Origin of the sequence: Actinoplanes sp. CA-131856 (assembly GCF_050956135.1) — a bacterium.
GTDB lineage: Bacteria > Actinomycetota > Actinomycetes > Mycobacteriales > Micromonosporaceae > Actinoplanes.
The window spans coordinates 1,378,090-1,391,466 of record NZ_CP191849.1; the positions used below are offsets into that span (position 1 = coordinate 1,378,090).

13 protein-coding genes are annotated in these 13,377 nt (G+C 71.2%); 5 read left to right on the forward strand and 8 right to left on the reverse strand.

The annotated features are described in order from the left end of the window. Positions 1–95 precede the first annotated feature (95 nt). Entirely contained in the window at positions 96–1,808 is a 1,713-nt protein-coding gene (locus tag ACQP2X_RS06600; protein WP_498695084.1) for a substrate-binding domain-containing protein, read from the forward strand. 33 nt (positions 1,809–1,841) lie between these two features. On the opposite strand, the gene ACQP2X_RS06605 is transcribed toward ACQP2X_RS06600, so the two are convergent. Continuing rightward, on the reverse strand, positions 1,842–2,975 hold the full coding sequence (locus ACQP2X_RS06605) for a PP2C family protein-serine/threonine phosphatase (RefSeq protein WP_498695085.1): 1,134 nt from the start codon (positions 2,973–2,975) through the stop codon (positions 1,842–1,844). Positions 2,976–3,025: 50 nt separating this feature from the next. Between ACQP2X_RS06605 and ACQP2X_RS06610 the strand changes: the two genes are divergently transcribed. Continuing rightward, positions 3,026–3,514: a MarR family winged helix-turn-helix transcriptional regulator gene (locus ACQP2X_RS06610; protein WP_498695086.1), complete on the forward strand. Its 489-nt coding sequence runs from the start codon at positions 3,026–3,028 to the stop codon at positions 3,512–3,514. A gap of 77 nt (positions 3,515–3,591) precedes the next feature. Here the strand turns inward: ACQP2X_RS06610 and ACQP2X_RS06615 are convergent, their stop codons facing one another. Then, the gene (locus ACQP2X_RS06615) at positions 3,592–4,629 is read right to left on the reverse strand and encodes an ROK family protein (protein WP_498695087.1); all 1,038 of its coding nucleotides are present in this window, start codon (positions 4,627–4,629) and stop codon (positions 3,592–3,594) included. Positions 4,630–4,778: 149 nt separating this feature from the next. On the opposite strand from ACQP2X_RS06615, the gene xylA reads away from it, so the two are divergent. The 3 genes from xylA to ACQP2X_RS06630 are packed head-to-tail and all read left to right on the forward strand — an operon-like array spanning position 4,779 to position 8,856. Further along, the gene (xylA, locus tag ACQP2X_RS06620; protein ID WP_498695088.1) at positions 4,779–5,966 is read left to right on the forward strand and encodes a xylose isomerase; all 1,188 of its coding nucleotides are present in this window, start codon (positions 4,779–4,781) and stop codon (positions 5,964–5,966) included. Between the two features lie 13 nt (positions 5,967–5,979). Then, positions 5,980–7,380, forward strand: a complete 1,401-nt coding sequence (gene xylB, locus ACQP2X_RS06625) for a xylulokinase (RefSeq protein ID WP_498695090.1) — start codon at positions 5,980–5,982, stop codon at positions 7,378–7,380. 9 nt (positions 7,381–7,389) lie between these two features. After that, positions 7,390–8,856: an MFS transporter gene (locus ACQP2X_RS06630; RefSeq protein ID WP_498695092.1), complete on the forward strand. Its 1,467-nt coding sequence runs from the start codon at positions 7,390–7,392 to the stop codon at positions 8,854–8,856. Here the strand turns inward: ACQP2X_RS06630 and ACQP2X_RS06635 are convergent. The 6 genes from ACQP2X_RS06635 to ACQP2X_RS06660 form a co-directional block, all read right to left on the reverse strand. Then, a complete protein-coding gene (locus ACQP2X_RS06635; protein ID WP_498695093.1) occupies positions 8,764–10,389 on the reverse strand; it encodes a glycoside hydrolase family 13 protein in 1,626 nt (541 codons plus the stop codon). The two genes, ACQP2X_RS06630 and ACQP2X_RS06635, sit on opposite strands and share 93 nt — an antisense overlap. 9 nt (positions 10,390–10,398) lie before the next feature. Beyond that, the gene (locus ACQP2X_RS06640) at positions 10,399–11,115 is read right to left on the reverse strand and encodes an HD domain-containing protein (protein ID WP_498695094.1); all 717 of its coding nucleotides are present in this window, start codon (positions 11,113–11,115) and stop codon (positions 10,399–10,401) included. Positions 11,116–11,136: 21 nt separating this feature from the next. Continuing rightward, positions 11,137–12,021, reverse strand: coding sequence for an MHYT domain-containing protein (locus ACQP2X_RS06645; protein ID WP_498695095.1), 885 nt, complete (start codon positions 12,019–12,021; stop codon positions 11,137–11,139). Positions 12,022–12,197: 176 nt separating this feature from the next. Further along, complete coding sequence (locus tag ACQP2X_RS06650; protein WP_179855124.1) at positions 12,198–12,341, reverse strand: GPGG-motif small membrane protein; 144 nt, start codon at positions 12,339–12,341, stop codon at positions 12,198–12,200. Positions 12,342–12,380: 39 nt separating this feature from the next. Next, positions 12,381–13,127 (reverse strand): metallophosphoesterase family protein, encoded by a 747-nt coding sequence (locus tag ACQP2X_RS06655; protein WP_498695097.1) that lies wholly within the window; start codon positions 13,125–13,127, stop codon positions 12,381–12,383. Next, positions 13,124–13,372 carry a hypothetical protein gene (locus ACQP2X_RS06660; RefSeq protein WP_498695099.1) on the reverse strand — a complete coding sequence of 83 codons (249 nt, stop codon included), beginning with the start codon at positions 13,370–13,372 and terminating at the stop codon, positions 13,124–13,126. Before ACQP2X_RS06660 ends, ACQP2X_RS06655 begins: the two co-directional genes overlap by 4 nt. Positions 13,373–13,377: the final 5 nt, after the last annotated feature.

Sequence of the window (13,377 nt, forward strand, 5' to 3'; positions counted from 1 at the left end):
GGCATTCGCCTTCGGTGATGCGCACAATCGAGCGCGTGTCAGGCCGCCATCGTAGAAACTTCAATGCAAGAGGAGCTGGCGTCGTCGGAGCCGCGATGGCGATAGTCGTCGTCTTGGCCGGGTCGTACCTCGGCTACCAGCAGCTTTCCGACAAGGGGTGCACCGGTTCGATCCGGTTGACAGTCGCCGCCGCCAACGAGATCCAGCCCGCAGTTGATCAAGCTGCGCAACGCTGGGTACAGGACGGAGCAAATGTCGACGGCACCTGTGTCGCAGTCAGCGTCGTCAATACCAATTCGTCGACCATGGCCGCGGCTGTCGCCGGTGAGCACAAGGTCCAGCTGACCGGGCTCGGCACCGCGCCCGAGTCGGTGAAGGTCCCGGACGTGTGGATCCCCGACTCGTCGACCTGGCTGCTGCGGCTCAAGGCCGAGGCGCCGGGCTTCGCTCCCACCGACCAGAAACCGATCGCGCAGAGCCCCGTCGTGGTCGCCATGCCCAAGCCGGTCGCCGAGAAGATCGGCTGGCCCGACCAGAAGCTGAGCTGGGGCACGCTGCTCAACCAGATGCTGACCAGCACCAGCCTCAACACGGGCATCGTCAACCCGTCGCTCGACGCCGCCGGCCTGGCCGGCCTGCTCGCGCTCGGCCAGGCGGCCGGCACGGGCGAGAAGGCGCAGTCGACGAAGGTCTCGGCCATCAAGGGCCTGGCCAACAGCGCCTCGGCGCTGCGGGACGATCTGCTCCAGAAATTCCCGAAGTCAGCCGACCCGAACGACATCGCGCAGAGCCTCGGCGCCGCACCGCTGTCCGAGGAGGACGTGGTCGCGTACAACGCTGAGAAGCCGGCCGTTCCGCTGGTCGCGCTCTACCTCAACCCGAGCCCGCTGCCGCTCGACTACCCGTACGCGGTGATGCCCGAGGTCGACCTCCAGAAGACCAAGGTCGCCGAGGGCCTGCGGACCCAGCTCGCGAGCGCGTCCTTCAAGAACGCGCTGGGCGCGGCCGGCCTGCGGGCCCCCGACGGGTCGTACGGCGCCGACTTCGCCCGGCCGCTCGGCGCTCCCGACGCCTCGCCCGCGGTCACCAAGCCCGCGGCCGGTGGTGGCGACAACGCCGGTGGCACGGCCGCGGCCGGCCTCGACGCCAGCACGCTGGCCCAGGTGCTCGGCAGCTGGAACGCGATCACGCAGCCGGGCCGGGTACTCGCGGTCTTCGACGTCTCGGGCTCGATGAAGGACCCGGTGCCCTCGGCCAACAACCAGTCCCGGGCGCTGGTGACCCAGAAGGCCGCGGCCGCGGGTCTGAGCATGTTCGACGACAAGTGGGCCGTCGGCGTGTGGCTGTTCTCCACCGAGATGAACGGCAAGAAGCCCTGGCGGCAGATCCAGTCGATCAAGCCGCTGGCCTCGTCCCGCACGCAGATCGCGGGCGCGATCCCGCAGATCGTGCCGAAGTCGGGCGGCGACACCGGCCTCTACGACACCATCCTGGCCGCCTACGGCGAGGTCAAGAGGACGTACGAGCCCGGCAAGGTCAACTCGGTCATCCTCTTCACGGACGGCAAGGAGGAGAACCCCGACGGCATCAGCAAGGAGAAGCTCCTGGCCGAGCTGAAGAAGCTGAACGACCCGAAGGAGCCGGTCCGCCTGGTGATCATCGGTATCGGCGACGGCGTCGACGAGCCGGTCCTCCAGCAGATCGTCAAGGTCACCCCGGCCGGCGGCGTCTTCATCGCGAAGGACCCGGCGCGCATGGCGTCGATCTTCGCCGAGGCGATCGGCCGCCGCACCGGAGCCACCGGCTGACGTCCGGCTGACGACGATCCGGGGCCGTTCCCTCTAGGGGAGCGGCCCCGGCCAGTCCAGGCACACGGCCACCGCGTCGTCCTCGAGCTCCGCGTCACCCAGATGGGTCCGCAGGTCGCCCAGGAGCGACCGGACGGCCTGCAACGGGGCCAGAGACCGGGTCCGCCGTACGAATCGGGCCAGCGCCGCCTCGCCGTATCGCCCCGAGCCGGTGACCGCCTCGAAGACGCCGTCACTGACGATCATGAGCCGGTCGCCCGCGCGCAGGGTGAAGCCCTGCACCCGGTAGTCGGTGTCCTCGAACATGCCGAGCGGGAACTGCGCGGTCAGCTTGTGCTCGGTCACCACGCCGTCGCGCAGGAGCAGCAGCCGCGGCGATCCGGCGTCGACCGCCAGCACCTCGCCGGTCGACAGATCGATCTCGAGCATGAGAGCCGACGCGTACTGCGCGCCCCGGTGCTGGGCGTAGATCGCCTGATCGGCCAGGGCGGCCTGGTCGGCCAGCCCGATGCCGGCCCGCCGGGCGTTGCGCAGCGCGTACGTCGCGAGCGCGGTGAGCAGGGCCGCCTGCACGCCGTCGCCCATCCCGTTGAGGACGCTCAGGAAGAGCCGCCCGTCGTGCTCGGCCCAGTCGAAGCTGTCGCCGCGCACCGCGTACGACGGCTCGAGCTGCCCGGCCAGGCTGAACGAGGGCCGCACGCGGCTGCGGCCGGGCAGCAGCTCCCACTGCATCTCGGCGGCGAGGGTGAGCCGCTTGGTGCGGGCCGCCGTGCGGTAGCGGTCGGTGCCGGCCGCCGCCGACTGCAGCTCGTGCGCCAGCAGGGTGGCGATCTCGGCCAGCTCGCCCCGCGAGTCGGGATCGTCCGGGACCGGCGCGGCCCGCAGCACCCCGATCCGCTCCCCCCGGGCGGTGACCGGCAGGTGGACGACGTCGTCGTCGATCACCTCGGACTGGTGGTCGAAGCTGCGCCAGGCCGGGTCGCCGGGGTGGGTGACCGGTTCGTCGCCGAGCAGCGGCAACAGGGCCGCGAGCCGGTAGTCGACCAGGTAGACCTCGGTGTCATCGAGGGCGTAGGCGCTCGCCAGAGCGCCGGCCAGGCGCTCGGGGACGACATCGGCGGCGGCCTCGGCCAGGGCCCGGCGGACCGCTTGTAGCCTGTCGATCAATGGCGACCTCCTCGAACAGATCGGCCCGTACCGGTAGTCTCTGCTGCACCATGGCCGTTTACCAGGGGCCGGACGGGCCGGACCCGATGCACGCCGCCGCGATCGACGACGCGGCGCAAGCCTTGCTGCTCGCCTGGGATGTGGCCCGCGAGCAGGTCACCCCGCGCCTGTCCTCGGTGCAGCTGAGCGCGCTGCTCGCCGTCGAGCGGGCCGAGGGCCTCAACCTCGGCGGTCTCGCGGCCGAGTTGTCCATGCTGCTGTCGTCGGCCAGCCGGCTCTGCGACCGGCTGGTCGCCTCGGGCCTGGTCGAGCGGGTGCCGGGCCGGGCCGACCGGCGCGAGATCGCGCTTTATCTGACCCCGGCCTCGCGGGCGGTGCTGGCCGAGCTGCGGCGCATCCGCCGCCAGTCGATGACGGCGGTGCTCGAGAAGATGTCGGCCGCCGGCCGGGCCGCGCTGCTGCGCGGGCTCACCGAGTTCGCCGCCGCCTCGGCCGACAGCGGCGAGGAGCTCGGCGGCCCCGCCGCTCAGACGGCCTGAAGCACGAGCCGCGCCGCTCAGACGGCGTGGACCGCGAGCCGCGCCGCTCAGACGGACTGGACCGCGAGCCGCGCCGCTCAGACGGACTGGAGCGCGAGCCATGCCGCCGGATCGTCCTGCACGGCACGGATCACCGCGTCGGCCGCCCCGCGCACGGCCGCGTCGGCGCCGAGGGTGGCCGGCCGCAGCGTGACCGGGGCGAGCCCGGCGGTCAGCACCCGCTTGTGCAGCTCGGCCTCGATGCCGGCGCTCAGCTCGCCGAACAGCGGAGCGTATCCGCCTCCGAGCACGATCACGTCGAGGTCGAGCAGGTTGACCACCGCCGACAGGGCGATGCCGAGCGCGGCCGCGGCCAGCGCCGGATCCTCCGCGACCATGGTGGCGCCCGCGTACTGCTCCAGGCAGCCGTTGGCGCCGCAGCGGCAGGGCCGCCCGTCCGGATAGACGGTGACGTGGCCGATCTCACCGCTCCACCCGCGACCGCCGCGGTAGAGGTCGCCGTCGAGCACTATGCCGGCGCCGATGCCGACGTCACCCGAGACGTAGACGAACGTGGGCTCGCCGTCGCCGGCCCGCAGCTCGCCCAGGGCGGCCAGGTTGGCCTCGTTGTCGACGGTGATCGGCAGGTCGGCCAGGGCCGGCGTCCCGCGCAGATAGGCGATCGGGTCGACGTCCTGCCAGCCGAGGTTGGGCGCGACCCGCACCAGGCCGCCGGGCGCGACCAGGCCGGGCACGGCCAGCGCGGCCCCGGCCAGGGTCAGCCCGTCCTCGGCGGCGGCCGCGCGGGCCCGCGCGGCCAGCTCGCCCAGCCCGGCCAGGGTGGGTGAGCGGTCCATGAAGCGGTGCCGCACCACGCCGGTGAGATCGACCACGCAGGCGGCCAGATAGTCGACGTTGATCTCCAGGCCGAGGCCGGCCGGGCCGTCGGGGGAGAGGGCGAGCGCGGTGGCGGGCCGGCCGGCGCCGCTGCGGGGCGCGGGGCCGTGCTCGGTGAGCAGGCCGCCGGCGATCAGGTCGTCGACCAGGGCGCTGACCGTGGCCCGGGTGAGCCCGGTGGCCCCGGCGATCGCCGCCCGGGACGGGCGATCTGCGCTGTTTACCACTGTCTGCAACACCAGTGCGAGATTGTGGGCCCGCACGCTCGATTGACGGACGGGCGCCCGGGAAGGACTTCTCAGACGACCGTTCACGGCCTTGACAATGCCACACGGCCGCCAAATAATTCAACCACTAAACAAATCCGAGCTGTTACGTGGAGGTAACCGTGCCGGTCCAGCCCACACGCGAAGACAAGTTCTCATTCGGCCTCTGGACGGTCGGGTGGCAGGCCCAGGACGCGTTCGGTTCGGCCACGCGTCCCCACCTCGACCCGGTCGAGGCCGTGCACAAGCTCGCCGAGCTCGGTGCGTACGGCATCACGTTCCACGACGACGACCTGGTGCCGTTCGGCGCCGACGCGCAGACCCGCGACGGCATCATCGCCGGCTTCAAGAAGGCCCTCGAAGAGACCGGCCTGATCGTCCCGATGGTCACCACGAACACCTTCAGCCACCCGGTCTTCAAGGACGGCGCGTTCACCAGCAACGACCGCTCGGTCCGGCGTTACGCGCTGCGCAAGGTGCTGCGCCAGGTCGACCTCGCGGCCGAGATGGGCGCCAAGACCTTCGTGCTCTGGGGTGGCCGCGAGGGCGCCGAGTACGACGTGGCCAAGGACATCAACGCCGCGCTCGACCGCTACCGCGAGGGCCTCAACCTCGTCGCGCAGTACTCCGAGGACAAGGGCTACGGCCTGCGCTTCGCCATCGAGCCCAAGCCCAACGAGCCCCGCGGCGACATCCTGCTGCCGACCCTCGGTCACGCGATTGCTTTCACGTACGAGCTGGAGCGCCCCGAGCTGTTCGGCATCAACCCGGAGACGGGCCACGAGCAGATGTCCAACCTCAACTTCACCCAGGGCATCGCCCAGGCGCTGTGGCAGGGCAAGCTCTTCCACATCGACCTGAACGGCCAGCACAGCGTCAAGTTCGACCAGGACCTGGTCTTCGGCCACGGCGACCTGCTCAACGCGTTCTCCCTGGTCGACCTGCTCGAGCACGGCCCGATCGGCGGCGGCCCCAAGTACGACGGCCCCCGCCACTTCGACTACAAGCCGTCGCGCACCGAGGACTTCGACGGCGTGTGGGAGTCGGCCAAGGCCAACATGCGGATGTACCTGCTGCTCAAGGAGCGCGCGCAGGAGTTCCGGGCCGACCCGGCCGTGCAGGAGGCGCTGCGCGCCAGCAAGGTGCTCGAGCTGGAGACCCCGACCCTCAACCCGGGCGAGACCTACCAGGACCTGCTCAACGACAAGAGCGCCTTCGAGTCGTACGACGTCGACGCGGCCGGCGCTCAGGGCTACGGTTTCGTGAAGCTGCACCAGCTGGCCATCGACCACCTGCTTCGCGCGAACTGAGGTTAGGGAAGACATGACCCTCGTAGCCGGGATCGACAGCTCCACCCAGTCCTGCAAGGTGGTCATCCGCGACGCGGAGACCGGCAAGCTGGTCCGTCAGGGCCGCGCGAGCCATCCGGAGGGCACCGAGGTGCATCCGGACGCCTGGTGGGCCGCCCTCCAGGAGGCGATCGAGCAGGCCGGTGGCCTGGACGACGTGGCCGCGGCCTCGGTCGCCGGCCAGCAGCACGGCATGGTGGTGCTCGACGAGAACGGCGAGGTGGTCCGCCCGGCGCTGCTGTGGAACGACACACGCAGCGCCGGGGCGGCCGCCGACCTCATCCAGGAGCTGGGTGGGGGCGAGAAATGGGCCGAGGCGGTCGGCATCGTGCCGGTCGCCAGCTTCACCCTGACCAAGCTGCGGTGGCTGGCCCGCAACGAGCCGGAGAACGCGGCCCGGGTGGCCGCGGTCTGCCTGCCGCACGACTGGCTGACCTGGAAGCTCACCGGGTCGACCAACATCGACGACATCAGGACCGACCGCAGCGACGCCAGCGGCACGCTGTACTGGTCGGCCAAGACCAACGAATATCGGCTCGACCTGCTCGAGCTGGGCTTCGGGCGCCGGATCAAGGTCCCCGAGGTGCTGGGGCCCACGGGCATCGCGGGCCACCTGCCCAACGGCGCCCCGCTCGGCCCGGGCGCCGGCGACAACGCGGCGGCCGCCCTCGGCACGGGGGCCGGCACCGGCGACGTGATCGTCTCGATCGGCACCTCGGGCACGGTCTTCGTGAGCTCCGAGGTCTCGCCGAACGACCCGACCGGCACGGTCGCCGGGTTCGCCGACACCACCGGCCGGTTCCTGCCGATCGTGGTCACGCTGAACGCGGCGCGGGTGCTCGACGCCGCGGGCAAGCTGCTCGGGGTCGACCACGCCGAGCTGTCCCGGCTCGCTCTCAGCGCGCCGGCCGGTGCGGACGGGCTCGTGCTCATCCCGTACCTCGAAGGAGAGCGCACGCCGAACCGCCCCGACGCCACCGGCGCGATCCACGGCCTCACCCTGAAGACGTCCGACCCGGCCCACCTGGCCCGGGCCGCGGTCGAGGGCATGCTCTGCGCACTCGCCGACGGCCTCGACGCCCTGGTCGCGAACGGGGCCACGGCCAACCGGATCGTCCTGGTCGGTGGCGGCGCCCGCAGCGAGGCCGTCCGCCGCGTCGCGCCCGAGCTGTTCGGCCTGCCGGTGCTGGTCCCGCCGCCCGGTGAATACGTGGCCGACGGCGCGGCCCGTCAGGCGGCCTGGGTGGCGCTCGGCGGCGAGGAGCCGCCGGTGTGGTCGGCCGAGCCGCCGGAGACGTACGAGGCCACGCCCGTTCCCCTCATCCGGCAGCAGTACGCCGCCGCACGAGACGCGGTTGTCAACCGCGCCCGCTAACCTTTGCGGGTGAGCAGAGGCGGTACCGCCCATCGCGCGTACAGCGTGGTGGTCTTCGTGGTCCTCGCCTCGCTCGACAACGTCGCCATCGGCCTGGTGCCGCCGCTCTACGGCAGCATCGGTGACGCCTTCGGGGTCGGCGAGGCGCGCATCGCCCTCGCCACCACGATCATGTTCCTGATCAGCGCGGTGGCGGCGATCGGCTTCGCGTACGCCGGGGATCGCACCGACCGCAAACCGGTGCTGATCCTCGGCACGGCCATCTGGGTGGCCGGCACCGCCTGGTCCGGCCTGGCCGGCAGCTACGGCAGTTTCCTGACCGCCCAGATCGTCGCCTCGTTCGGCCTGGGCGCTGTCGCCTCGGTGAGCTTCGCCGTGGTCAGCGATCTGATCTCGCCGCGCCGCCGTGGCCTCGTGATGAGCTTCTGGGGCCTCTCCCAGGGCGTCGGCACGCTCGCCGGCACCCTCGTCGGCGGTTTCCTCGGGCACACCGACTGGCGCGAGCCGTTCCTGGTCACCGCGGCCGTCGGCGTGGTCGCGGGAGTGGCCTACCTGTTCACCTACAACGTGCCCCGCGGCGACAGCCAGCCCGAGCTGGCCGGTGTCGAGTACGACGAGCGGATCCACCACGACCACCTGCCGCTGATCCTGCGCCGCCGCACGAACGTCTGGCTGATCCTTCAGGGCAGCACGGCCCAGATCGCCCTCGGCTCGCTGGTCTGGCTGCCCGTCCTGTTCCGCTCCCGGGCCGAGGACCAGGGTTACTCGGCCGGCACGGCGGTGCTGGTCGGCAGCGCCTTCGCCACGCTCTTCCAGCTCGGCGGCGCGCTGTCGATCCTGGGCGGCCTGGCCGGCGACCGGCTCCAGCGCCGTACGCCCCGTGGCCGCGCCCTGGTCGCCTCGGTCGGCGTCCTGGCCGCGGTCCCCTTCTACATCGTGCTGTTCTTCGTGCCCATGGAGATCGACGTCCCCGACGGCGGGAGCACCGGCGCGGTGGTGGGCGCCGTGCTCGGCAGCGTCTTCACCTCACCCACGGTCGGCCTGTGCCTGGCCACCGCCGTCTTCGCGCTGATGCTCACCTCGGCCAACTCGCCGAACTGGTTCGCGCTGATCGCCGACGTCAACCCGCCCGAGCACCGCGGCACCGTCTACAGCCTCGGCAACCTGGTCAACGGCTTCGGCCGGGCCGGCGGCAACGCGATGGTGGCGGTGGCCTTCCGCGGGCTGGCCGGCGCGTTCCCGCCCCCGCTCAACTACGCGGTGGGCCTGGCCGCCTTCCAGCTGTTCTGGGTGCCCACCGGCGTCATGTTCTGGCTGGCCAGCAGGACGGTGGCGAAGGACATGTCCGATACCCACGCCGCCCTGCTGGCCCGCGCGGCTCAGCTAGAGCACCGCCCAGACGGTGACGTCGGTGGGGACCCGCCCGTCGTCGTCGAGGGGCTCGCTGCTCAGCAGGACGGTGGCCCCGGCCGGTAGCTCGACCGGCTCCGGCCCGAAGTTCGTCACCACCAGCACGTCACCGTTCACGAACATAAGCGACTTGTCGGATTTATCGGTCCAAGTCAGGGTGCCACCACCCAGGCCGTGCGACCGCCGGGTGGTCAGCGCGGTCCGGTAGAGCTCCCACGTCGAGCCGGGCACGCCCTGCTGACGGTCGGCCGCGTACTCGGCCCAGACGGCCGGCTGCGGCAGCCAGCTCTTGTCCGACGGCCCGAAGCCGTACGAGGGAGCGTCCGCCTCCCACGGCAGCGGCACCCGGCAACCGTCGCGGCCCCGCTCGGTGTGCCCCGACCGTTCCCACGCCGGGTCCTCGCGGAACTCGTCGGCCATCGTGGTGTGCTCGGGCAGCCCCAGCTCCTCACCCTGGTAGAGATAGGCCGAGCCCGGCAGCCCGAGCATCAGCAGCGTGGCCGCCCGGGCCCGGCGCAGGCCGAGAGCGGTGTCCGGCTGCGGGTCACCGGCCCCGATGCCGTGCATCCGGGCCTGCCCGACCGGATAGCCGAGCCGGGTCGCGTGCCGCACCACGTCGTGGTTGGACAGCACCCACGTGGTGGTCGCGCCGACCTCGTCGTTGGCCGCCAGCGACTCGTCGATGATCTCGGCCAGCCGCACCGGGGTCCACGGCGCGTCCAGATAGGGGAAGTTGAAGGCCTGGTGCATCTCGTCCGGCCGCACGTAGCGGGCCAGGCGCGAAGCGGGCTGCACCCACGCCTCGGCCACCAGGATGCGGCCACCCTCGTACTGGTCGAGGACCGAGCGCCACTCCTGGTAGATCGCGTGCACGCCCTCCTGGTCCCACATCGGCGGCGGCGGGCCGGCCGGCTCCAGGCCGCCCAGGATCTGGCTGGTCGACGTCCAGTCGGTCAGGTCCTTGTCCTTGATGAGGCCGTGCGCGACGTCGACCCGGAAGCCGTCGACACCCCGGTCGAGCCAGAACCGCAGGATGTCCACGAACTCCGACCGGACCTCCGGGTTGTCCCAGTTGAGGTCGGGCTGGGTGACGTCGAACAGATGCAGGTACCACTGCCCGTCCGGCAGCCGCTCCCAGGCCGGGCCCCCGAAGACGCTCTGCCACGAGTTCGGCGGCTCCGAGCCGTCCGGGCCCTTGCCGTCGCGGAAGATGTAGCGCGCACGCTCCGGGCTGCCCGGGGGCGCCGCCAGCGCCGCGCGGAACCATTCGTGCTCGCTCGAGGTGTGGTTGGGCACCAGGTCGACGATGAGCTTGAGCCCCAGGTGGTGCGCCTCGGCGATCAGCTTGTCGGCGTCGCCGAGGTCGCCGAAGCGCGGGTCGACCCCGCGGTAGTCGGCCACGTCGTAGCCGGCGTCGTGCTGCGGGGACGGATAGAACGGTGAGAGCCACACGGCGTCGATGCCGAGGTCTCGCAGATAGGGCAGGCGCCCGGTGATGCCGGGCAGGTCGCCCATCCCGTCGCCGTCGCTGTCGGCGAACGAGCGGGGATAGACCTGGTAGATGACGGCGTCGCGCCACCAGTGTTCAGTGCGGGGCATAACCCCAGGCTAGTCATCCAGGATCGCGGCGAAACGCTCCTCGGCCAGGTCGAGCTGATCAAGGATGTGGTCCTTGGCCGCTATCGACAGCGGGGTGTCCGGGCGGCCGACCAGCTCACGGAGCTTCGGTACGAGTGGGCGGTACTTCACGGCTGCCTTGAACGCCTTCTCCGGCGTCGTGTGGACGACCCCGACGCCGTTGTCGGTGAAGTCCGAGACCTTGATCACCCGGGCCCACGGGTCGCGCTCCAGGCTGTCCGCCACGTGCTGCCGGTACTGCTCGTGGCGGTCCCGGTCGCGGTCGTACTCCGGGTTGGTGACCGAGCGGACCAGCTCGGCCGTGCGCGGGCCGAAGCGGCGGGCCAGCTCGGCGATCGCGGCGTCGGTCAGCTCCTGATAGGTGCCGGTGGCGCGGCCGGCCAGCTCGGCCGGATGGTCCTCGACGGCGTCGTGCAGGAGAGCCGCGGTGAGCACGTCGACGTCGCGGACCCCGTAGTACTTGATGATGCGGATGGCCACCCGGAGCAGGTGGTTCAGATAGGGCTCGCGCACCCGCCGATCGTTCGCGTGCAGTCGCGCCGCCAGGTCGAGCGCCTCGACCAGCCGCTCCCGCTCGTCGTCCGGGAACGACTCGAGCTCGAGCAGCAACCGCTCGCGGAGGCCGGCTTCGCCGTACACCTCGGTGATCGCGTGCAACGGCATCGACAGCAACATCCGTGGCGCCATGCCGAGAACGTACCGGACACGTCAGCCGTTGGTGGGCGTGCGCATCGGAACCGGGCGCGGCGAGGGCCGCCGGACGGTCGGCGTGGCGATCGTGGCCTGCTTGAGCGACCACGGGACGGCGCCGGCGTTCTCGGCGTGTGCGCCCCGGCGCGGCGTGCCGGCGCCGTCGGTGAACTCCTCCTCGGTCATCGCCTGCAGCGCGCTGAGCGCCACCCCGACGATGGTGGCGGCGGTGATCAGGGTGATCGGCACGATCATGGTGAGCGGGCGGAATCCGTCGACCACGGCCGTGCCGAGCGGGTCGAGGTGCACCGACATCGCGGCCATGCCCGTGTAGTGCATGCCGCAGACGGCCACGCCCATGATGGCCGCGGCACCGCTGATCGGTGCCCAGCCCCGGACCGAGATGGCGAACCACAGGGCCACCGTCGACGCGACCACCGCGATGATCGCCGAGGCGACGACGAGGGCCAGGTTGTATCGCATGTCGCCCGCCACGTGCATGCCGTACATGCCGGTGTAGTGCATGGCGAGCACACCGCCGCCGGTCAGCACGCCGGCCGCGATCACCTTGGGCAGGCTGCGCCGGCCGTGCCCGACGATGATCAGGCCGGTGCCGACCGCGGCGACCGCGAAGACCAAACTCAGCACGGTCATCGGGATGTCGAAGCGCACCGGGCTGTCCGGCACCTCGAAGCCGAGCATGGCGGCGAAGTGCATGAGCCAGATGGCGCCGCCGCCGATCGCGAAGGCCGAGATGACCAGCCAGCGGTTGCGCCGCCCCCGCGTGCGGGCGTCCCGCGCTCGCGCCGTGCCGAGCAGGCCGAAGAACGAGCCCAGAAAGGCCAGCAGATAGGCGGCGAGCGGATTGAAGACGCCGTACGTGAAGTGATGGACCTCGGCCACGACAGAGCCACCTCGCGAGAAAAGATCGAAAGATTTCCGCGAGTGATTCAGTCAGCAATCGGGGGAAGGTCATCGCACGGCGAGTGCGGCACCCCCACGAGAGGAGCCGGGGCCACCCGTTCAGGTGGCCCCGGCTCTGTGGTTTACCGGGGGATTGTGGTTGTTGTCGCGGGAGATCAGGTGAAGATGCTGACGCCGCCGGGGCCGACCAGCAGGCCCACGATGATCAGCACGATTCCCCAGAGGAGCTGCCGCCGGAAGAGGGCGAGGATACCGGCGACCACCAGGATGACTGCGAGGATCCAAAGGAGTACGTCCATGCGCCTGAGATACCCGGGTGCCCGATTTCGGAAACGTGTTTATCCGACGGTCGTAAGTGACGATTCGATCTCGCCGCTGAGCAGCTGATAGACGTTGTACGCCTGCTTGATCACCGGGTGCGCCACGTTGCGTACGGGCACCCCTCCGGGCGTACGGCCGCGCTCTGATCCATGGTGTGCGTGCCCGTGCAGGGCGAGCGTGGTGGGAGCCGAGTCGATCGCCTGGCCGAGCTGATAGCAGCCGAGGAAGGCGTAGATCTCCAGCGGCTCACCGGTGAGCGTCTCCGGCACCGGCGCGTAGTGGGTCAGTGCCACCAGCGCGTCGGCCTCGACGGAGTGCAGGGCCTCGCGGAGGGCGGCCGCATAGCGCTCGGAGGTGCCGACGAAGTCCTTCATCTCGCGCTCGCCGAAGTTGCTGGCGCACGCCCCGGCGAACCCGCCGCCGAAGCCCTTGGTGCCGGCGATGCCGAGCCGGTGCCCGTTGATCTCCAGCACCGTCGCGGCGCCCTCCAGCACCGTGATGCCGGAGTCCTGGAGCACGTCGGTGACCTGGTCCTGGAGGTCGCTCTGGTGGTCGTGGTTGCCGAGCACCACGACGACCGGAACGGCCAGGCCGCCGAACTCCTTGGCGAAGCAGCGGGCCTCCTCGACCGTGCCGTGGCGGGTCAGGTCCCCGGCCACGAGCAGCGCGTCGGCGCGGTCCGGCAGCTCCTCGAGGGCGGGCCGGTAGCGGCCCACCACGTCCTTGTCCACGTGGACGTCGCCCACGGCGGCGATCCGGATCATGAAATCTCCTCCACCTCACTGGGCGCCTGTGCCCGCGTGATGCCGATGTCGCAGGTGATCTGCACCTCGGGGAAGCGCGTGGTGATCTGCCGGCAGATCTCGTCCCGGCGCTGCGCGCTCTCCACCTCGCCGCCGAGCACGATCGAGTGCTCCCGGCGCTGGACCGTGATGCCCTGCTCGGCGATCCGGTCGTGCTCGGTCAGCAGCCGCTGGATCTCGGCCTCGAGATCGATGTCATTCGTCATAGGTC